Here is a 23,521-nt window from a genome sequence, read left to right as displayed (position 1 = left end):
TGGTACGGCGACGTACTCAGAGCCCGAGCTGGTTGTCGATGAAGTCGAACATGTCGTCGTCACTGGCCGATTGGATCGTCTCGGCGACCGAGGCGCCCTCGTCGCCCTCGCCGGACCCGGCGGTGTCGCTCAGCGCCGAGAGGATGTCCTTGAGCCGCGCCGTGACCCGGGCCCGGGCGTCTTCGTCGCCCAGGAGCTCGGTGACCGAGGCTTCGAGCCGGTCGAGTCCGGAGTACGCCGCCAGGGCGCCCGACACCTCGGCGACCGACTCGAAGGTCTCCTGGGCCAGGAAGTCGGCCAGGGCCGTCGGGCTCGGATAGTCGAAGACCGCCGTGGCCGGCAGCCGCAGGCCGGTGGCGCTGTTCAGCCGGTTGCGCAGTTCGACGGCGGTGAGCGAGTCGAAACCGACGTCCCGGAAGGAACGTTCGGCGTCCAGACTGCCCGGACCGGCCATCCCCAGCACCAGGGCGGCCTGCGACAGCACCAGCTCCCGCACCACCTCCCGCTGCTCGTCCGGCCCCAGCCCGGCCAACCGCGCGGCCAGGGCGCTCCGACCGTCGGCGGGAGGCTCCGCGACCGATCGACGGGCCGACCCACTGGCCCGCGATCCGCGCACCAGGCCGGACAGCAGCGGCGGGACCTCGCCGGATCCCCTCAGGGCAGCCAAGTTCAACTCCGCTGCCACGAAGAGCGCTTCGGGCCGGCCGACGGCCGCCTCCAGGACGGCGAGCCCGCGTGCGTCGGAGAATGGCCGCAGACCCTGCCGGCCCATCCGGCGGCGGTCCGCCTCCGAGAGCTCACCCGCCATGCCGTTCTCCCACGGACCCCAGGCCAACGACACCCCCGGCAGGCCCTCGTGCCGCCGGTGAGCGGCCAGCGCGTCCAAGAACGTGTTCCCCGCCGCGTAGTTCGCCTGACCCGCGTTACCGATCACACCCGCGATCGAGGAGAACAGGACGAACATGTCCAGGTCCAGCTCGCGCGTCAGCTCATGCAGATACCACGCCGCGTCGACCTTCGGCCGCATCACCGCCGCCAACCGCTCCGGGGTCAGCGAGGCGACAAGCCCGTCGTCCAGGACACCCGCCGCGTGGACGACACCCGTCAGCGGCACACCCGCCAGGGCCTCGGCGAGTTCCTCGCGATCGGCCACGTCACAGGCCGCGACTGTGACCTCGACACCCAGCCCCTTCAGATCGGCCACCAGCTCCGACATCCCGACGGCCTCGATACCCCGACGCGACAGCAGGACCAGGTGCTCGGCCCGCCCGCTCTCCCCGAGGCGCCGGGCCACCAGACCACCCAACACACCCGACGCGCCCGTGATCAGCACCGTGCCCGGACGGTCCCCGCCAACGGCAGCAGGCGTCGACGGCACCCGCACCAGCCTGGGTACACGCACCTGGCCGGCCCGCACCGCGAACTGCGCCTCACCCGAGGCCACACCCAGGCGCAACCACTCTGCGGACATCTCGTCGACGTCGGCGAGAACGATCCGGCCCGGGTTCTCCGCCTGCGCCACCCGGACCAGACCCCACACCGGAGCAGCCGCGACGTCCATCGACGCCTCCGGACCGGCGTCCACCGCTCGGTCCGTCACCACCAGCAACCGGGACCCGGCCAGGGACTCCGCCGCCAGCCACTCCTGCACCAGACCCAGCACGTCAGCGGTTGTGCGACCAGCCGCAGCCGGAATGTCACCCGGCTCCGGCACGACCCGCACCACCACCACCTCGGGGGCCGGCTCCGCCGACGCCACCAGCGCCGCCAGATCCGGGAACGACTCCGCACCCGCCAGCTCCGCCGTCCCGAGGACAGCCCACCGACCACCCTCCGTCGCGACACCGTCCAGAGCAGCCGGAACCCACTCCACACCGAACAGGTCGTCGCGAGCCGGTGCCTCAGCAGCCGCGAAAGGCCGCAGGACCACCGAACCGACCGACGCGATCAACGCACCCGTGGCATCGGCCAGGGTCAGCGACACGCCTTCGCCCACAGGCGTGACCCGCACCCGGGCGGCCACCGCATCCGCGGCGTGCACCACCACATCGCCCCAGGCGAACGGCACTTCCGGCCGGTCCCGGCGCTCGCCCGTGCCCACGATCACGTGGAGGGAGGCGTCCAGCAGAGCGGGGTGCAGCCCGAAGTCGGCGGCGCTCACCCCGTCCGGCAGCGCGACCTCGGCGAACAGCTCCTCGCCACGCCGCCACGCCGCACGCACCCCCTGGAACACCGGACCGTAGGCGAGACCGCTGGCGGCGAGCCCCGGGTAGAACCCGTCCAGATCCACCGCCTCGGCACCAGCCGGAGGCCATTGCGCCAGATCGCCGTGAACGTCGGCAGACGTGTCGGCCGGAGCTAGAACGCCGGCGGCGTGCCGGGTCCACTCCTCCTCCTGAGCCGCTTCCTCGGCCTGGGCGTAGAGGGCCACCACGCGGCGGCCGGACTCGTCCGCCTCGTCGACCGTCACCTGCACCCGCGCTCCGCCCTGGGGCGGCAGCACCAGCGGCGCCTCGACGAGCAGCTCCTCGACCCGGGTGCAGCCGGCCTCGTCGCCCGCACGCACGGCCATCTCGACCAGCGCGGCGCCGGGGACGACGACCTGCCCGGCGACCACGTGATCGGCCAGCCAGGGCTGTGCGGCCAATGACAGTCGCCCGGTCAGGACCACGCCACCACTCGACGGCAGGGTGACCGCCGCGCCCAGCAGGGGGTGCCCTGCGCTCTCCAGACCGAGGTCCTCGGCGCGGCTGCCCGCCGTCGCGGTCAGCCAGTAGCGCTGACGCTGGAAGGCGTAGGTGGGCAGGTCGACCTGCTGGGCACCGGTGTCCGCGTAGACCTGCTCCCAGGCGACCGGCACACCCCGCACGAAGAGCTTCGCGAGGGCGGTGAACAGGGCGCGGGGTTCGTCACGGCCCCGGCGCAGAAGGGGGAGCCAGACCTCGGGCTCGCCCTGGTCGTCCGTGCGGGTCTGCGGGCCCATGCCGGACAGCACACCGTCGGGGCCGATCTCCACGAACGTCCGCACACCGGCGGCGCGAAGGGACTGCGCGGCGTCGTGGAAGCGGACCGCCTCGCGGACATGCTTCACCCAGTAAGCGGGGTCCGTCACCTCGTCCATCACCGGGAGACCGGTGAGGGCGGAGACCATCGCCAGCTTGGGCGCGCGGTAGCTGACGGCGGCGACGACACGGGCGAACTCCTCCAGCATCGGCTCCATCAGCGGCGAGTGGAACGCGTGCGAGACCTGCAGACGCTTCGTCCGAGCGCCGGACGCGGCCAACTGCGCGGCGGCCTGAAGCACTTCGTCCTCGACACCCGAGATCACCACGGCCTTGGGGCCGTTCACCGCGGCGATACCGACACCGGTACGACCCGCGATCGCTTCGAGAACCTGCTCCTCCGTGGCCTCGACAGCCACCATCGCACCACCGGAAGGCAGTTGCTGCATCAGCCGACCGCGTGCGGCAACCACCGCACAGGCGTCCTCCAGCGACCACACACCCGCCACATGCGCCGCCGCCAGCTCACCGATCGAATGCCCGGCCACCACCTGCGGACTCACACCCCACGACTCCAGCAGACGGAACAACGCCACCTCGACCGCGAACAGCGCGGGCTGCGCCCACCCCGTCTCGTCGATCGGGCCCTCACCCCGGATCACACCCGCCAGCGAACCGTCCAAGTGCTCAGCCAGCCCCGCACACACCGCGTCGAACGCGTCGGCGAAGACCGGGAACGCCTGGTAGAGGCCCTGCCCCATACCGACGCGCTGCGCACCCTGGCCGGTGAACACGAACCCGACCTTGCCCGCACCGCCCACGGACCCGGTCACCACACCCGGAACCTCACGGCCCTCGGCCAACGCCGCAAGACCGGCCAGCAACTCCTCGCGGTCCGAGCCCAGCACCACCGCCCGCTGCTCCAACGCCGCCCGCGACACCGCCAACGACCAACCCACGTCCAGGACATCAGCATCAGCATCAGCACGCTCAACGAACGCCGCCAACCGCTCCGCCTGACCGGCAAGACCCTCCGCTGACCGCGCCGAAAGGGACCACGGCACCACCGGCAGGTCAACACCACCGGAACCGGAGCCCGAAGTGTCCTGGTCCGGCGCCTGCTCGATGATCACGTGCGCATTGGTCCCGGAGAACCCGAAGGACGAAACACCCGCGCGCCGGGGGTGCCCGGCATCCGGCCACGGCACCGCTTCGGTCACCAGTCGGACGGCGCCCGACTCCCAGTCGATCCGCGAGGACGGCTCGTCCGCGTGCAGCGTCGCCGGCACCACGCCGTGCTGCATCGCGGCGACCATCTTGATGATCCCCGCGGCACCGGCGGCCGCCTGCGCGTGACCGATGTTGGACTTCACGGACCCCAGGAGCAGCGGCCGGTCCTGCGGCCGGTCCTGGCCGTACGTCGCCAGCAGCGCCTGCGCCTCGATCGGGTCGCCCAGCCTGGTCCCGGTGCCGTGGCCCTCGACCACGTCCACCTCGGCCGCGGACAACCCGGCGTTGGCCAGCGCGGCCCGGATGACCCGCTGCTGGGATGGCCCGTTCGGCGCCGTCAGACCGTTGGACGCGCCGTCCTGGTTGACCGCCGTACCGGCGACCACGGCCAGGATGCGGTGCCCGTTGCGCAGCGCGTCGGACATGCGCTCCACCACCAGGACGCCGACGCCCTCGCCCCAGCCCGTGCCGTCCGCGGACTCCGCGAACGCCTTGCACCGGCCATCGGCCGCAAGACCGCGCTGCCGCGAGAAGTCGATGAAGGTACCCGGTGTCGACATCACCGTCACACCGCCCGCCAGCGCGAGCGAACTCTCCCCCGAGCGCAGCGACTGGCAGGCCAGGTGCAGCGCCACCAGCGACGACGAACACGCCGTGTCCACCGTCACCGCCGGACCTTCCAGCCCCAGCGCATACGCCACCCGCCCCGAGGCCACCGAACCCGTGCCACCCGTCCCCAGATACCCCTCGACCTCCTCCGGCACGAAGTGCGACGGCAGGTAGTCGTGGTAGAAGAGCCCCGAGAACACCCCCGTCGCACTGCCCCGCAGCCCCGTCGGGTCGATCCCCGCGTCCTCCAACGCCTCCCACGACGCCTCCAGCAACAACCGCTGCTGCGGATCCGTCGCCACCGCCTCACGCGGACTGATCCCGAAGAACTCCGCGTCGAACTCCCCCGCGTCGTAGAGGAACCCGCCCTCACCGGACACGCTCTTGCCCACCGCGTCCGGATCCGGATCGACCACGTCGCCGGGCCAGCCGCGGTCCGTCGGGAAGAGGCCGATCGCGTCCCCGCGCGCCTCCAGCAGCTCCCAGAACTCGGTAGGGGACGACACCCCGCCCGGGAACCGGCACGCCATCCCGACGATCACCACGCGGTCGTCCTCGGCCGACGCGCGTCGGACCACGGACCGTGCGGAGCCCGCCGACACGGGATCGGCCCCACCGACCAGCTCGCCCACCAGGTGGCCGACCAGGGCCGCCGGTGTCGGGTAGTCGAACACGATCGTCGCCGAGAGCCGCAGGCCCGTCACATTGCTCAGTCGGCTGCGCAGTTCGACGGCGGTGAGCGAGTCGAACCCGACGTCCCGGAAGGAACGTTCGGCGTCCAGGCCGGCCGGTCCGGCCATCCCCAGCACCAGAGCGGCCTGCGACAGCACCAGCTCCCGCACCACTTCCCGCTGCTCGTCCGGCCCCAGCCCGGCCAGCCGCGCGGCCAGGGCGTTCTGGGCGCCGACGGCGGCCCGGCCCGCCGAGCGGCGGGTGCGGGAGCCCTGGTGCCCGGCGCGGACCAGACCGGTCAGCAGCGGCGGCACCTCGCCGGAGTTCCGCAGGGCGCCCAGGTCCAGCCTGGCCGTCACCACGAGCGGCGCGGCGGCGCGGGCGGCCGCGTCGAGCATGCCGAGCCCGTCGGCCGCGGGCAGCGGCCTCAGCCCCTGGCGGGACAGCCGGCGCCAGTCGGCGTCAGTGAGACCGCCGGCCATGCCGTCCTCCCACGGGCCCCAGGCCAGCGACACCGCAGCCAGGCCCTCGTGCCGCCGGTGAGCGGCCAGCGCGTCCAGGAACGTGTTCCCCGCCGCGTAGTTCGCCTGCCCCGGGTTGCCCCAGACGCCGGCCACCGAGGAGAACAGGACGAACATGTCCAGGTCCAGGTGACGGGTCAGCTCGTGCAGGTGCCACGCCGCGTCGACCTTCGGCCGCATCACCGCCGCCAACCGCTCCGGGGTCAGCGAGGCGACGAGCCCGTCGTCGACGATCCCGGCCGCGTGGACGACACCCGTCAGCGGCACACCCGCCAGGACGTCGGCGAGTTCCTCGCGATCGGCCACGTCACAGGCCGCGACCGTGACCTCGACACCCAGCCCCTTCAGATCGGCCACCAGCTCCGGCATCCCGCCGGCCTCGATGCCCCGACGCGACAGCAGGACCAGGTGCTCGGCATGCCCGCTCTCCGCGAGACGCCGGGCCACCAGACCACCCAACACACCGGACGCACCGGTGATCAGCACCGTGCCCGGACGACCACCCGAGTCGGCGGCAGGCGTCGACGGCACCCGCACCAGCCTGGGTACACGCACCTGGCCGGCCCGCACCGCGAACTGCGGCTCACCCGAGGCCACACCCAGGCGCAACCACTCTGCGGACATCTCGTCGACGTCGGCGAGAACGATCCGGTCCGGGTTCTCCGCCTGCGCCACCCGGACCAGACCCCACACCGGGGCAGCCGCGACATCCATCGGCGCCTCCGGACCGGCGTCCACCGCTCGGTCCGTCACCACCAGCAAACGGGACCCGGCCAGGGACTCCGCCGCCAACCACTCGTGCACCAGACCCAGCACACCGGCAGCCGTACGACCAGCCGCAGCCGGGACCTCGTCCACGGCGTCCGGCACGACCCGCACCACCACCACATCGGGCACGGCCTCCGCCGACGCCACCAGCGCGGCCAGATCCGGGAACGACTCCGCACCCGCCAGCTCCGCCGTCCCGAGGACAGCCCACCGACCGCCCTCCGTCGCGGCGCCGGTCAGGTCAGCCGGAACCCACTCCACACCGAACAGGTCACCATGGGCCGGCGCCGCCACCGCTGCGAAGGGGCGCAGGACCACCGAACCCACCGAGGCGATCAACGCACCCGTGGCATCGGCGAGGGTCAGCGACACGCCCTCACCCGAAGGCGTGACCCGCACCCGGGCAGCCGCCGCATCCGCGGCATGGACGACCACATCGCCCCAGGCGAACGGTACTTCGGGCCGCGCCAGGCGCTCGCCCGTGCCCACGATCACGTGGAGGGAGGCGTCCAGCAACGCGGGGTGCAGCCCGAACCCGGACACGCTGACACCGTCCGGCAGCGCGACCTCGGCGAACAGCTCCTCGCCACGCCGCCACGCCGCACGCACCCCCTGGAACACCGGACCGTAGGCGAGACCGCTGTCGACCAGGGCCGGGTAGAAGCCTTCGAGGTCCACCACCTCGGTACCCGCCGGTGGCCACTCGGTCAGCGCCTCCCCCGCCTCCGGCGCGACCGGCGTCAGCGTTCCCGACGCATGACGGGTCCACTCCTCCCCGAACGCCACGTCCTCGGCCTGGGCGTAGACGGCCACGGCACGGCGGCCGGACTCGTCCGCCTCGTCCACCGTGACCTGCACCCGGACCGCCCCTTGGGAGGGCAGCACCAACGGCGCCTCGATCACCAGTTCCTCGACCCGCCCGCACCCGGTCTCGTCCCCGGCCCGCACGGCCATCTCGACCAGCGCCGTCCCCGGCAGGACCACCTGCCCGGCCACCACGTGATCGGCCAGCCACGGTTGTCCGGCCAGCGACAGCCGCCCGGTCAGCACGAGACCCCCACTGGCCGGCAGGGTCACCGCCGCACCCAGCAGCGGATGACGCGCCGGTGACTGGCCCAGCCCGGCCGCGTCCACCGCGGCGGCAACGGCCGGGAGCCAGTGACGCTGCCGCTGGAAGGCATAGGTGGGCAGATCGATCCGCTGGGCGCCGGTGCCCGCGAAGACCTCGCCCCACGCGACCGCCAGACCGCGCACGAAGAGCTTCGCGAGGGCGGTGAGCAGAGCGCGGGGTTCGTCACGGCCCCGGCGCAGCAGCGGCAGCCAGACCTCGGCGGCTGCCTCGCCCTCGGTGTCGATCCGGGTCTGCGGGCCCATGCCGGACAGCACACCGTCGGGCCCGATCTCCACGAACGTCCGGACCCCGGCCGCACGCAGGGACTGTGCGGCGTCGTGGAAGCGGACCGCCTCGCGGACGTGCTTCACCCAGTAAGCGGGGTCCGTCACCTCGTCCGTCACCGGGAGACCGGTCAGGGCGGAAACCATCGCCAGCTTGGGCGCGCGGTAGCTGACGGCGGCGACGACGCGGGCGAACTCCTCCAGCATCGGCTCCATCAGCGGCGAGTGGAACGCGTGCGAGACCTGCAGACGCTTCGTCCGAGCGCCGGACGCGGCCAACTGCGCGGCGGCCTGGAGCACTTCGTCCTCGACGCCCGAGATCACCACGGCCTTGGGGCCGTTCACCGCGGCGATACCGACACCGGTACGACCCACGATCGCTTCGAGAACCTGCCCCTCCGTGGCCTCGACGGCCACCATCGCACCACCGGAAGGCAGTTGCTGCATCAGCCGACCGCGTGCGGCCACTACCGCGCAGGCGTCCTCCAGCGACCACACCCCCGCCACATGCGCCGCCGCCAGCTCACCGATCGAATGACCGGCCACCACCTGGGGACTCACGCCCCAGGACTCCAGCAGGCGGTGAAGGGCCACCTCAACGGCGAACAAAGCGGGCTGCGCCCACCCCGTCTCGTCGATCGGGCCCTCACCCCGGATCACACCCGCCAGGGAACCGTCCAAGTGCTCAGCCAGCCCCGCACACACCGCGTCGAACGCGTCGGCGAAGACCGGGAACGCCTGGTAGAGGCCCTGCCCCATACCGACGCGCTGCGCACCCTGGCCGGTGAACACGAACCCGACCTTGCCCGCACCGCCCACGGACCCGGTCACCACTCCCGGAACCTCGCGGCCCTCGGCCAGCGCCGCAAGACCGGCCAGCAGCTCCTCGCGGTCCGAGCCCAGCACCACCGCCCGCTGCTCCAGCGCCGCCCGCGACACCGCCAACGACCAACCCACGTCCAGGACATCAGCATCGGAGCGCTCACCGAACGCCGACAGCCGCTCCGCCTGACCGGCAAGACCCTCCGCCGATCGCGCCGAGAGGGACCACGGCACCACCGGCAGGTCAACACCACCGGAACAGGCGACCGGAGCGTCCTGCACCGGTGCCTGCTCGATGATCACGTGCGCATTGGTCCCGGAGAACCCGAACGAGGACACGCCCGCCCGCCGGGGATGCCCGGCATCCGGCCACGGCTGCGCCTCGGTGACCAGCCGGACCGCGCCCGACTCCCAGTCCACGTGCGAGGACGGCGCGTCCACATGCAGGGTCGCCGGCACCACACCGCGCTGCATCGCGGCGACCATCTTGATGACACCCGCCACACCGGCGGCCGCCTGGGCGTGCCCGATGTTGGACTTCACGGACCCCAGGAGCAGCGGCCGGTCCTCCGGTCGCCCCTGGCCGTAGGTCGCCAGCAACGCCTGCGCCTCGATCGGGTCACCCAACCGCGTGCCGGTGCCATGGGCCTCGACCACGTCCACGTCGGCCGCGGACAACCCGGCGCCGGCCAGCGCGGCCCGGATCACCCGCTGCTGCGACGGCCCGTTCGGCGCCGTCAGACCGTTGGACGCGCCGTCCTGGTTGACCGCCGTACCGGCCACCACCGCGAGCACCTTGTGACCGTTGCGGCGTGCGTCCGACAGCCGCTCCAGCACCAGGACGCCGACGCCCTCGCCCCACCCGGTGCCGTCCGCGGACTCCGCGAACGCCTTGCAGCGCCCGTCGGCGGCCAGACCGCCCTGCCGGGTGAAGTCGATGAAGGTGCCGGGCGTCGACATCACGTTGACGCCGCCGGCGAAGGCCAGCGTGCTCTCGCCCGACCGCAGCGACTGGCAGGCCAGGTGCAGCGCCACCAGCGACGAGGAGCACGCCGTGTCCACCGTCACCGCCGGGCCCTCCAGCCCCAGCGCGTACGCCACCCGCCCGGAGGCGACCCCGCCCGAGCCGCCGGTGCCGGCATAGCCCTCGACGTTCTCGGACACCGCGCCGAACGGCAGGTAGTCGTGGTAGATCAGGCCGGCGAAGACACCGGTCGCGGAGCCGCGCAGTGTGTTCGGGTCGATCCCGGCGTCCTCCAGTGCCTCCCACGACGTCTCCAGCAGCAGTCGCTGCTGCGGGTCCATCGCGATCGCCTCACGCGGGCTGATCCCGAAGAACCCGGCGTCGAACTCCCCTGCGTCGTAAAGGAATCCGCCCTCGCCGGACAGGCTCTTGCCGACCGCCTCCGGGTCCGGATCGTGGACGTCCGGCGCCCAGCCGCGGTCCGTCGGGAACGGACCGATCGCGTCCCCGCGCGCCTCCAGCAGCTCCCAGAACTCGGTGGGGGACGACACCCCGCCGGGGAACCGGCATCCCATGCCGACGATGACCACCGGGTCCTCGTCGGCGGGCACGCCGGCGGTGACCGCGGGCGCGGCCCCCGCCGGGCCGGGCTCGGCCGCGCCGACCAGCTCGCCCAGCATGAACCCGGCCAGTGCCGCCGGCGTCGGGTAGTCGAAGACCGTCGTCGCCGACAGGCGCAGGCCCGTCGCCGAGTTCAGCCGGTTGCGCAGTTCCACGGAGGTCAGCGAGTCGAAGCCGGTCTCGCGGAAGGCTCGGCCGGCCTCGATGCTCTCCGGTCCGGCCATGCCCAGCACCAGGGCGGCCTGCGCCGCGATCACGTCGAGGACGGCGGCGGTCCGCGCGGCGGGGTCGAGCGCCAGGAGCCTGGTGCTCAGCGCGTTCCGGCCGTCGGCGGCCGGTCCGCCGGCCGTGCGCCGGGCGGGCGGGCCCGCATGCCCGGTTCGGACCAGACCGGACAGGAAGGGCGGGACCTCGCCCGAGCGGCGCAGGGCGGCGAGGTCCAGCTTGGCCGTCACCGTCAGGGCGTCGGCGGCGCGGGCCGCCGTGTCCAGCATGGCGAGACCGTCGGCCGCGGGCAGCGGCTTCAGCCCCTGGCGGGACATCCGCTGCCAGTCGGCCCGGTCGAGCTTGGCGGTCATGCCGTGTTCCCACGGCCCCCACACCAGGGACGCGGCGGGCAGACCGGCCCGGCGGCGGGAGGCCGCCAGCGCGTCCAGGAAGGTGTTCCCGGCCGCGTAGTTGGCCTGGCCCGGGTTGCCCCAGACGCCGGCGATCGAGGAGAACAGGACGAACATGTCCAGGTCGAGGCCGCGGGTCAGCTCGTGCAGGTGCCAGGCCGCGTCGGCCTTCGGCCGCATCACCGCCGCCACCCGCTCCGGGCTCAGCGAGGCCGCGATCCCGTCGTCGACGATCCCGGCGGCGTGCACGACGCCCGTCAGCGGCACACCCGCCAGGACGGCCGCGAGCTCGTCGCGGTCGGCCACGTCGCAGGCCGCCACCGTGACCTCGGCGCCCAGCGCCTCCAGGTCGGCGACCAGCTCCGGCATCCCGGCGGCCTCGATGCCCCGACGCGAGACCAGCACCAGGTGCTCGGCCCGCCCGCTCTCGGCGAGGTGCCGGGCCACCAGACCGCCCAGCGCACCGGACGCGCCGGTCACCAGGACCGTGCCCGCCCCGGCGGCCGTCGCGGGCAGGGTCAGGACGACCTTGCCGATGTGCCGCGCCTGGCTCAGGAACCGGAAGGCGTCCACCGCGCGGCGTGCGTCCCAGCAGGCCACCGGCAGCGGCCGCAGGGCGCCCTCCTCGAACAGCAGGGTCAGCGACCGCAGCATCCGGCCGAGCACGTCCGGGTCCAGGTCCAGCAGGTCGAACGCCCGGTAGGCGACCCCGTGGTCGCGGCGCACCTGCTCCGGGTCACGGATGTCGGTCTTGCCCATCTCGACGAACCGGCCGCCCGCGCGGGTCAGCCGGAGCGACGCGTCCACGAACTCCCCGGCCAGGGAGTCCAGCACCACGTCCACCCCGTGGCCGGCGGACGCGGTCCGGAAGGTCTCCTCGAAGTCGGTCGTGCGGGACGACGCGATGTGCGACGCACCGACACCCAGTCCGCGCACCGCCGCCCACTTGGCGGGCGACGCGGTCGCGAACACCTCCGCCCCCAGCTGCCGGGCCAGTTGCACCGCCGCGATGCCCACCCCACCGGCGGCGGCGTGGACCAGCACCCGCTCGTCCCGCCGCAGGCCGGCCAGCTCCACCAGCGCGTACCAGGCGGTCAGGAACACCAGCGGCGCACCGGCCGCCTCCGCCATCGTCCATCCGGACGGCACCGGGGCCAGCAGCCGCTGGTCGGTCACCGCCTCGGTGGTGAACGCGCCCGTGAACAGGCCCATCACCGCATCGCCCGGCCGGAGCCCGGTCACGCCCGGACCGACCTCCAGCACGACACCGGCGCCCTCCAGGCCCAGCCGGCCCGCGTCACCCGGGTACATGTCCAGCACGTTGAGCACATCGCGGAAGTTCACGCCCGCCGCACGCAGGGCGACCCGCACCTGACCGGCGTCGAGCGCACCCGCTTCCTCGCCACCCAGCAGGGTGAGGTTCTCCAGCGTGCCGCGCTCGTGGAAGCCCAGGCTCCACACCCGCTCCGCCGGGACCGGCAACCCCTCCGCGACGCGCGCCAGCCGGGGCACCCGCAGCTGGCCGGCCCGCACCGCGAACTGCGGCTCACCGGAGGCCACACCCTGGCGCAGCGCCTCCATGGAGGCATCCTCGACGTCGGCGAGGACGATCCGGCCCGGGTTCTCCGCCTGCGCCACCCGGACCAGACCCCACACCGGAGCGGCCGCGACCTCCGTCGGCGCCTCCGGACCGGCGTCGACGGCCCGCTCGGTCACCACCAGCAGACGGGACGCGGCCAGGGACTCCGCCGCCAGCCACTCCTGCACCAGACCCAGCACGTCGGCGGCTGCACGACGAGCCCCGGCCGGGACGTCACCCGGCTCCGGCACGACCCGCACCGCCACGACCTCGGGGGCCGGCTCCGCCGACGCCACCAGCGCCGCCAGATCCGGGAACGACTCCGCGCCCGGCAGATCCATGGTCCCGAGGACCGCCCACCGGCCGCCCTCCGTCGCGGCGCCGTCCAGGGCAGCCGGGACCCACTCCACGCCGAACAGGCCGTCGCTCGCGGGTGCCGCGGCGCCCGCGAAGGGCCGCAGGACCAGCGAACCGACCGAGGCGATCAACGCGCCCGTCGCGTCGGCCAGGGTCAGCGACACGCCCTCACCGGTCAGCTCCGGGGTCACCCGGACCCGGGCCAGGGCGGCGCCGGTGGCATGCAGGTCGACGTTCCCCCAGGAGAACGGGACCTCAAGCCGGTCCCGGCGCTCGCCCGTGCCCACGATCACGTGCAGGGCGGCGTCCAGCAACGCGGGGTGCAGCCCGAAGTCGGCGGCGCTCACGCCGTCCGGCAGCGCGACCTCGGCGAACAGCTCCTCGCCGCGCCGCCAGGCCGCCCGTATCCCCTGGAACGCCGGTCCGTAGGCGAGGCCGCTGGCGGCCAGCGCCGGGTAGAACCCTGCGAGGTCCACCGCCTCGGCGCCTGCCGGGGGCCACTCGGCCGGCAGGCTGTCGGCCGACGCCGTGGCGACCGACAGCGTGCCCGACGCATGCCGGGTCCACTCCCCGTCGGGCGCGGCCTCCTCGGCCTGGGCATAGACACCGAGCTCCCGGCGACCGGACTCGTCGGGGCCGTCCACCGTCACCTGGACCCGGACGCCACCCTGCGCCGGGAGGACCAGCGGCGCCTCGATGACCAGCTCCTCGACCCGGGTGCAGCCGGCCTCGTCGCCCGCGCGCACGGCCATCTCGACCAGCGCGGCGCCGGGGACGACGACCTGCCCGGCGACCACGTGATCGGCCAGCCAGGGCTGTGCGGCGAGTGACAGCCTTCCGGTCAGGACGACGCCGCCGGTGGCCGGCAGGGTGACGGCGGCGCCGAGCAGCGGGTGTCCGGGATTCTCCAGGCCGAGGTCCTCGGCGCGGCTACCCGCCGTCGCGGTCAACCAGTAGCGCTGCCGCTGGAAGGCGTAGGTGGGCAGGTCGACCTGCTGGGCACCGGTGTCCGCGTAGACCTGCTCCCAGGCGACCGGCACACCGCGCACGAAGAGCTTCGCAAGGGCGGTGAACAGGGCGCGGGGTTCGTCACGGCCGCGACGGAGCAGCGGCAGCCAGAGCTCGGGCTCGCCCTGGTCGTCCGTGCGGGTCTGCGGGCCCATGCCGGACAGCACACCGTCGGGCCCGATCTCCACGAACGTCCGCACACCGGCGGCGCGAAGGGACTGCGCGGCGTCGTGGAAGCGGACCGCCTCGCGGACATGCTTCACCCAGTAGGCCGGGTCCGTCACCTCGTCCATCACCGGGAGACCGGTCAGGGCGGAAACCATCGCCAGCTTGGGCGCGCGGTAGCTGACGGCGGCGACGACACGGGCGAACTCCTCCAGCATCGGCTCCATCAGCGGCGAGTGGAACGCGTGCGAGACCTGCAGACGCTTCGTCCGAGCGCCGGACGCGGCCAACTGCGCGGCGGCCTGAAGCACTTCGTCCTCGACACCCGAGATCACCACGGCCTTGGGGCCGTTCACCGCGGCGATACCGACACCGGTACGACCCGCGATCGCTTCGAGAACCTGCTCCTCAGTCGCCTCGACAGCCACCATCGCACCACCGGAAGGCAGTTGCTGCATCAGCCGGCCACGCGCGGCCACCACCGCGCAGGCGTCCTCCAGCGACCACACACCCGCCACATGCGCCGCGGCCAGCTCACCGATCGAATGACCGGCCACCACCTGCGGGCTCACACCCCACGACTCCAGCAGGCGGTGAAGGGCCACCTCGACCGCGAACAGTGCGGGCTGCGCCCACCCCGTCTCGTCGATCGGGCCCTCACCCCGGATGACGGCGGCGAGGGAACCGTCCAGGTGCTCGGCCAGACCCGCGCACACCGCGTCGAATGCCTCGGCGAACACCGGGAACGCGGCATACAAGCCCTGCCCCATGCCAACGCGCTGCGCACCCTGACCGGTGAACACGAACCCGACCTTGCCCACACCGCCCACGGACCCGATCACCACACCCGGAACCTCACGGCCCTCGGCCAACGCCGCAACACCGGCCAGCAACTCCTCGCGGTCCGCACCGAGGACCACCGCCCGCTGCTCCAACGCCGCCCGCGACACCGCCAACGACCAACCCACGTCCAGGACATCAGCATCGGAGCGCTCACCGAACGCCGACAGCCGCTCCGCCTGGCCGGCAAGACCCTCCGCCGACCGCGCCGAAAGGGACCACGGCACCACCGGCAGGTCAACACCACCGGAACGGGCCACCGGAGCGTCCTGCACCGGCGCCTGCTCGATGATCACGTGCGCATTGGTCCCGCTGATGCCGAACGACGACACACCCGCGCGTCGCGGCCGCTCCTCGGAGTGCGGCCAGGCCACCGCCGATGTCGCCAGCCGGACCGCGCCCGCCTCCCAGTCCACGTGCGAGGAGGGTTCGTCGGCGTGCAGCGTCTGGGGCACCTGCTCGTGCTGCAGGGCGAGCACCATCTTGATCACGCCCGCGACACCCGAGGACCACTGGGTGTGCCCGATGTTGGACTTCAGCGAGCCGAGCAACAGCGGCCGGTCCTGCGGCCGGTCCTGGCCGTAGGTCGCCAGCAGTGCCTGCGCCTCGATCGGGTCACCCAACCGCGTGCCGGTGCCGTGGCCCTCGACCACGTCCACCTCGGCCGCCGACAACCCGGCGCCCGCCAGCGCCGCCCGGATCACCCGCTGCTGCGACGGCCCGTTCGGCGCCGTCAGACCGTTGGACGCACCGTCCTGGTTCACCGCCGAACCCCGCACCACCGCGAGCACCTTGTGCCCGTTGCGCAGCGCGTCCGACAACCGCTCCAGCACGACGATGCCGGCGCCCTCGGCCATACCCATGCCGTCGGCCCGCTCCGAGTACGCCTTGCAGCGGCCGTCCGCCGCGAGGCCCTGCTGCCGGCTGAACCAGGCGAGCCACGCCGTGGTGGCGTGCACGGTGACGCCGCCCGCCAGCGCCAGCGAGCACTCCCCCGACCGCAGCGACTGGCTTGCCAGGTGCAGTGCCACCAGGGAGGACGAGCACGCCGTGTCGACGGTGAGCGCCGGCCCTTCGAGGCCGAGCGTGTAGGCCACCCGGCCGGAGATCACGCTGGGCGCGATGCCCGACTGGAGGTGCCCTTCGAGCTCCTCGGGCGCGTTGGCGCCGTAGCCGGACGAGGAGGCGCCCACGAAGACGCCGGTCGCCGAGCCGCGCAGCCGCCTGGGGTCGATGGCCGCCCGCTCGAAGGCCTCCCAGGACAGTTCGAGGAGCAGCCGCTGCTGCGGGTCCATCGCCAGCGCCTCACGCGGGCTGATCCCGAAGAACCCGGCGTCGAACTCCCCGGCTCCGATGATGAATCCGCCGCCGCGCGTGTAGAAGGTGCCGGCTCGCTCCGCGTCCAGGTCGAAGAGCTGCGAGAGGTCCCAGCCGCGGTCGGTGGGGAGTTCGCCGACCGCGTCGCCGCCGGTGGCCAGCAGGTCCCAGAGCTGCTCGGGGGCACTGACGTCACCGGGGAGGCGGCAGCTCATCGCCACGATCGCGATCGGCTCGTCGGCGGCCGCTGCCGTCCGGGCCGCCGCCGTGGTGTCGTCGGCGTGCCCCAGCGTCTGCGCCCGCAGGTACTCGGACAGTGCCACCGGGGTCGGGTAGTCGAAGATCAGTGTGGTGGGCAGCCGCAGGGCGACCGCGCTGCTCAGCCGGTTGCGCAGCTCGACCCCGGTCACCGAGTCGAAGCCGAGTTCCTTGAAGGTGTGCGCGGGGTCGAGCGCCTGCGCGGAGGGGTGTCCGAGGACGGCCGCGGCGTGCGCCGCGATCAGGTCGAGGACCACCTGGTCCTGCTCGGGCCGCGACAGGCCCGCGAGCCGGCGCAGCAAGCCCTCGGCGGCGTCGAGGGGAGGCGCCCCGGCCGTGTCGTCCGCCGCGTGCGGTAGCTCCATCACCTGCGCGGAGGGGCCGCTGTCGAGCCAGAAGCGCTTGTGCCGGAAGGCGTACGTCGGCAGCTCCACCGGCCTCCCGGTGGGCAGGACCGCACGCCAGTCCACCGGCACGCCGTGCACGAAGGCGCGGGCCAGGCCCGTCACCAGGCTCGTGGTGCCTTCGTCGTCGCGCCGCTGGAGCGGGACGAAGTCGGGCTCGTCCTTCGCGGTGCCGGCCACGATGTCCGCGCCGAGCGAGGAGAGTGACCCGTCCGGGCCGACCTCGATGAACACCGAGACGCCCTCGCGGGCCAGCGCGGCGACCGCGTCGGCGAAGCGCACCGCTCCCCGCGTCTGGGCCGGCCAGTAGCCCGCCTCGGGCTCGGTGACCAGTTCACCGGTGAGCGCGCCCGCCCACATCATGTTCGGCCGGCGGTACTCCAACCCGGCCGCGACGGCGGTGAGTTCGTCGATCACCGGGTCCATCGCCGGGGAGTGGAAGGCGTGCGAGACCCGCAGCCGCCGCACCCGGCGGCCCCGCTCACGCCACAGCTCCACCACCTGATCGACGGCCTCGACCTCACCCGAAACCACCACGGACTCCGGGCCGTTGACCGCCGCGATCACCACACCGGGCACCAGCTCCGCCAGCACCTCGGCCTCCGGCGCGTTCACCGCAGCCATCGCGCCGCCCGCCGGCAGCGCCTGCATCAGCCGTGCCCGCGCCGCCACCAGCCGCGAGGCCTCGGACAGCGACAGCACTCCGGCCACATACGCGGCCGCGACCTCGCCCACCGAGTGACCGACCACCGCGTCCGGCGTCACACCCGCGGCCTCCAGCACCGCCGCGACAGCGACCTCGAAGGCGAACAGACCGGCCTGCGCGTACAAGGTCTGGTTCGCCAGCGCCTCGTCCACGCCCTCGGCGCCGAGCACGACGTCCCGGACCGAGACGCCCAACTCCAGCTCCAGCAGCCCGCACACCCGGTCGAAGACCTCGGCGAAGACCGCGCTGCCCTCATAGAGGCCCCGGCCCATGCCGACCCACTGCGAGCCCTGACCGGCGAAGACCAGACCCACCCGGGCACCCGGCCGCGCCACGCCCGACACCACCGAGGCCGAAGACGCCCCGGCGGCCAGGCTCCGCAGGCCACCCAGCAGTTCGGCCGGCCCGGTACCCAGCACGACCGCCCGGTGCTCGAACGCCGACCGCGTCGCCGCCAGCGACCACGCGACATCCGCCGGTTCCACCGACGGCCGGGCCGTCACCCAGTCGTGCAGCCGCTCCGCCTGGGCCGTCAGCCCCTCGGCCGACCGGCCCGAGACCAGCCACGCACCGGCGCCCGGGAGGACCGGCGCCACGTCGGGCACCTCGGCGGTCTCGACAGCCGGCGGTGCCTCCTCCAGGACGACGTGGACGTTGGTCCCGCTGATCCCGAACGCCGACACGCCCGCGCGCCGCGTGTGCTCCCCGGCGGGCCACGGCACCGGCTCGGCCAGCAGCCGCACCGCACCCGCCGACCAGTCCACCTGCGGCGACGGCTCCTCCGCGTGCAGCATCGCGGGCAACTCGCCGTGCTGGAGCGCCAGCACCATCTTGATCACCCCGGCCACACCGGCGGCCGCCTGGGTGTGCCCGATGTTGGACTTCACCGAGCCGAGCCACAGCGGCCGGCCCTCGGGGCGCTCCCGGCCGTAGGTGGCGAGCAGTGCGCCCGCCTCGATCGGGTCGCCGACCCGGGTGCCCGTGCCGTGTGCCTCCACCGCGTCGACGTCGGCGGCGGACAGGCTCGCGTTCGCCAGGGCGCGGCGGATGACCGCCTGCTGGGCGCGGCCGTTCGGGGCGGTCAGGCCGTCGCTGGTCCCGTCGGAGTTGATCGCCGAGCCGCGCAGCACGGCCAGCACGGAGTGGCCGTTGCGCAGGGCGTCGGACAGCCGCTCCAGGACGATCAGGCCGGCGCCCTCGGACCAGACGGTGCCGTCGGCGGCGGCCGAGAACGGGCGGCAGACGCCGTCCGAGGACAGCGCCCGCAGCCCGCTGAACGCGACGAAGTTGCCCGGGGTGGCCATCACGGACACGCCGCCGGCGAGCGCCAGCGAGCACTCGCCGGACCGCAGCGCCTGCACGGCGAGGTGGATGGCGACCAGGGAGCTGGAGGCGGAGGTGTCCACCGTGAGGGACGGCCCGTGCAGCCCGAGCAGGTAGGAGATCCGGCCGGACATCACGCTGGTCGTGGTGCCGGTGAGCAGGTAGCCCTTCACGCCCTCCGGCGCCTCCTGCAGCCGGGGGCCGTACTCCCTCGGCTCGGCGCCCACGAACACGCCGGTCCGGGTGCCCCGGATCGCGGACGGGGTGATGCCGGAGCGCTCCAGCGCCTCCCACGAGGTCTCCAGCAGCAGCCGCTGCTGCGGGTCCATCGCCAGCGCCTCGCGCGGCGGGATGCCGAAGAAGGCGGCGTCGAAACCGGCGGCGTCGTCGAGGAAGCCGCCCCGGGTGAGGTAGGTCCTCCCGGCGCTCTCCGGGTCGGCGTCGTAGAGGGATTCGAGGTTCCAGTTCCGGTCCGCGGGGAAGTCGGAGAGGGCGTCCCGGCGTTCGGCCAGCAGGCTCCACAGGTCCTCGGGCGAACGGACCCCGCCGGGGTAGCGGCAGCTCATGCCGACGATCGCCAACGGCTCCGCACCGGCTGCGGCACGTTCCGTCAGGGCCGGCCCATCAGTCTCGTTCACAAATCCCTCGGCATTCCGGAGTCTGGGAGTGCGATACCTGGTCGAATGTCTTTCAGCCAAGGAGAAACAGCAATGCAAAAGGGCTGAACAGAACGGCCGCACAGAAAGCTGCGTCGAAGAACCGCACTGGAGCTGTGCGAGGAAATCCGGGAAATGGCCCGCCGGAGCCCCCGACGGTCAGGATATGAGCCGGTCCGTCCGGAGGACCACGTGTTCAACCGAGAAAGGCGCGCCGGTTGATCGGCGCGCCTTTCCGTTCGGCCGGGGAGTCCCGGTACCGCTCACCCTCGGGCGACAGCGTCCTTCTCGGAGGCGGCCGCGGCGAGTTCGGGCGAGTCCAGCCGCATCGTCGTCGGCCCCTCGCGGCGATCCGCGACCAGGTGCAGGCGCTGGACGCCCTCCCCGGCGGGCTCGCCGAGGACGGCCTGGCAGGCGCAGGGGTCGTCGGCGAAGCCTGCGAACCGGTAGGCGATGTCCATCATGCGGTTGCGCTCGGTGCGCCGGAAGTCGGCGACGAGGTGGGCGCCGGAGCGGGCCGCCTGGTCGATCAGCCAGTTGAGGATGACCGCGCCGGCACCGAAGGTCACCACGCGGCACGAGGTCGCGAGGAGCTTGAGGTGCCACAGATCCGCGTGGCGCTCCAGGAGGAGCACGCCCACGGCGCCGTGCGGACCGAAGCGGTCGGTGAGGTTGACGGTCAGGACCTCGTGGTCCGGGTCGACCAGCAGCGCACGCAGCGCGGCGTCCGAGTAGTGGACGCCGGTCGCGTTCATCTGGCTGGTGCGCAGGGTCAGTTCCTCGACCCGGGAGATGTCCTCCTGGTCGGCGCGCTTGATCTCCATGACGAGGTCGAGGGTGCGCAGGAACTCCTCGTCGGGGCCGCTGAAGGTGTCCTTCTCGGCGTCCCGGCGGAAGCTCGCCTGGTACATCTCCCGGCGGCGCCGGGCGTCGACCGTGACGATCTCGGGGCTGAACTCGGGCAGTGCGGTCAGCTCGGCCGCCCGCTCGGCCGGGTAGCAACGGATGTCGGGCGCGTGGTAGTTGACCTCGGCGCGCTCGGTGGGCAGGTCGTCGATGAAGGCGACGGCCGTCTCCGCGAAGTTCAGCCGCTCGGCGATCAGCCTAACCGCGTCGGACTTGCGCCCCCACCCGATCTGGGGATGCACGAAGTACTCGGCGAGGCCCAGGTCTTCGAGCCGCTTCCAGGCGAGGTCGTGGTCGTTCTTGCTCGACACCGAGTGCAGGACTCCCCTGGAGTCGAGCTCGACGATGGTGTCGTGGATTCCGGGGAACAGTTCGACGGTCGGGTCCTCCAGCAACGTGCCGTCCCAGACGGTGTTGTCCAGGTCCCAGACCAGGCACTTCACGAGGGTTGGCTTCTCAGCCACGGGGGTCTCCTACCAGCTTTCGGTCGGACTTCGGTCGGATGGACGTCAGTCGGAAATCGACAGGGCGTGGTCCGCCAGGATCAGCCGGCAGATCTCGTTGCTGCCTTCGATGAGCTCCATGAGCTTGGCGTCCCGGAACGCGCGGGCCACCACGTGGCCGTCCTCGGCACCGGTCGATCCGAGCAGTTGGACCGCGGTGGCGGCGCCGCGGGCCGCGTGGTTGGCGCTGACGTGCTTGGCGAGGACCGCCGTGAGCCCCATGTCCGGGGCGGCGGAGTCCCATTGCCGGCTGGCGTGCTCGCAGCTGCGCCGCGAGACCTGCTCGGCGACGAGCAGCTCCGCGAGGTGCCCGCGGACGAGTTGGTGCTCGGCGAGCGCCACGCCCGCCTGGTGCCGGTGCTTCACGTGCCGGGTGGCGGCGCTCAGGCAGGCCTGCAGGATGCCGACGCAGCCCCACGCGATCGACACCCGCCCGTAGGAGAGCGCCGTGGTGAAGAGCATCGACAGGGGCTGTCCGCCGCCGCCCAGCACGTGGGTGGCCGGCAGCCGGACGTTGTCCAGGCGGATGTTGGCGTGGCCGGCGGCCCGGCAGCCCATCGGCTGGGGTACCAGGTCGATGTGCACGCCCGGCGCGTCGACGGGGACGATCGCGGCGGCCGCGCCGTCGCTGTCCCCCTGCCGGCCGATGACGACGACGAAGTCGGCGTACCGGGTGCCGGTGACCCACTTCTTCTCGCCGTCGATGACGAACCCGTCGCCGTCGGCCTTGATCCGGGTGCGCATGGCCGCCAGGTCACTGCCGGCCCCCGGCTCGCTGAAGCCGACCGCGGTGAGCTTCCCGCCGGTCAGCTCCGCCAGGAAGGTGCGCCGCTGCTCGCGGTCGCCGAAGCGCTGGATGGTCCAGGCCGCGATGCCCTGCGAGGTCATGATGGACCGCAGGGAGCTGCACAGGCTCCCCACGTACGCGGTGAGTTCGCCGTTGTCCTGGCTGCTCAGCCCGAGGCCGCCGTAGGAGGCCGGCACCTGCGCGCACAGCAGGCCCTTGGCGCCGAGCGTGCGCAGCACGTCGAGGGGCAGTTCGCCCGCGACGTCCCAGGAGCCGGCCCGGGAGCCGACGAGCTCGCCGATGAGGGCGCGCTCGTCGGCCGGTCGGTCAGGCATTCCCGGCCGCCACCGCGTCGCCGCGCAGGCGCAGCACGAGGCCGGCCATGCCCCCGACGGTGCGGAAGTTGTCGAGCTTGAGGTCGCCGCCGACGATGGCGATGTCGTAGGCGTCCTCCAGGTGGACGACGAGCTGCATGGCGAACATCGAGGAGACCACGCCGGAGGCGAAGAGGTCCTGGTCCAGCTCGACGTCGGTCTTGATGCGCTCGGCGAGGAAGCCGAGGATCTCCTTCTGGAGGGTCTCAGCGGTCAGCGGAGTGTTGTCCCCGTGGACGGTCATGACGCGACCTTTCCGTAGTCGTAGAAGCCCCGGCCGGTCTTCCGGCCGAGGTGGCCGTCCCGCACCTTTTCGAGCAGGAGGTCACAGGGGCGGCAGCTTTCGTCACCGCGGCGCTCGTAGAGCACGTTGAGCGAGTCGACCAGGTTCTCCAGGCCGATCAGGTCGCCGGTGCGCAGCGGGCCGGTGGAGTGGCCGAGGCAGCCCTCCAGCAGGCCGTCGACGACCTCGACGGAGGCGACGCCCTCCTGGACGAGCATGGCCGCGGTGTTGATCAGCGGGTGGAGCAGGCGGTTGATCACGAAGCCCGCCGAGTCCTCGATGACGAGTGCCTCGCGGCCGAGGACGGTGAGCAGCTCGGTGGCCTGCTCCAGGACGGCCGGGTCGGTGCGCGGGCCGCGGATGACCTCGACCATCTTGATCATGTAGGAGGGGTTCATGAAGTGCACGCCCACCAGGTCCTCGGGGCGCACGATCCACTCGGCCATCTCGTCGATCGGGATGCACGAGGTGTTGGAGATCAGGGTGGTGCCGGGCGTCACGACCCGGGAGGCCGCGGAGAGCACCTCCTGCTTGACCTTGTCGACCTCGGTGACGGCCTCGACCACGGTGGTGGCCTCGGCGATGTCGTCGAGGTTGACGCTGGTGGTCAGCGTGCCCTGCGGGCGGTCGGCCGGCAGGACGCCCATGAGCTGGGCGTGCCGCAGCTTCTGCCGGATGGTCTGCCGGGCCGTCTCCAGCACGGTCTCGTCGACGTCGACCAGGACGACGGAGACGCCGTGGCCGAGGGCGAGCGCCGAGATGTTGGTACCCATCACACCGGCGCCGATGATGGCGAGGCGGTGCTCCTCAAGAGCAGTGCTCATGGATTCTTCC

4 protein-coding genes and 1 pseudogene are annotated in these 23,521 nt (G+C 73.1%); all 5 read right to left on the bottom strand.

The annotated features are described in order from the left end of the window. Positions 1-16 precede the first annotated feature (16 nt). Positions 17-19,765, bottom strand: a pseudogene (locus ACIF6L_RS24905) (SDR family NAD(P)-dependent oxidoreductase); the annotation flags it as partial. A gap of 332 nt (positions 19,766-20,097) precedes the next feature. Then, the gene (locus ACIF6L_RS24900) at positions 20,098-21,204 is read right to left on the bottom strand and encodes an HAD-IIIC family phosphatase (RefSeq protein WP_359811455.1); all 1,107 of its coding nucleotides are present in this window, start codon (positions 21,202-21,204) and stop codon (positions 20,098-20,100) included. A 45-nt stretch (positions 21,205-21,249) separates the two neighbouring features. After that, entirely contained in the window at positions 21,250-22,365 is a 1,116-nt protein-coding gene (locus ACIF6L_RS24895; RefSeq protein ID WP_329490250.1) for an acyl-CoA dehydrogenase family protein, read from the bottom strand. Beyond that, a complete protein-coding gene (locus tag ACIF6L_RS24890) occupies positions 22,358-22,648 on the bottom strand; it encodes an acyl carrier protein (protein WP_329490249.1) in 291 nt (96 codons plus the stop codon). Before ACIF6L_RS24890 ends, ACIF6L_RS24895 begins: the two co-directional genes overlap by 8 nt. Next, entirely contained in the window at positions 22,645-23,511 is an 867-nt protein-coding gene (locus tag ACIF6L_RS24885; protein WP_329490248.1) for a 3-hydroxyacyl-CoA dehydrogenase family protein, read from the bottom strand. Before ACIF6L_RS24885 ends, ACIF6L_RS24890 begins: the two co-directional genes overlap by 4 nt. Positions 23,512-23,521 lie beyond the last annotated feature (10 nt).

The organism is Kitasatospora sp. NPDC086009, assembly GCF_044540385.1.
Taxonomy (GTDB): Bacteria; Actinomycetota; Actinomycetes; order Streptomycetales; family Streptomycetaceae; genus Kitasatospora.
The sequence above is the reverse complement of the archived record's forward strand: the minus strand, read 5'-3'. Positions and strand labels throughout refer to the sequence as shown.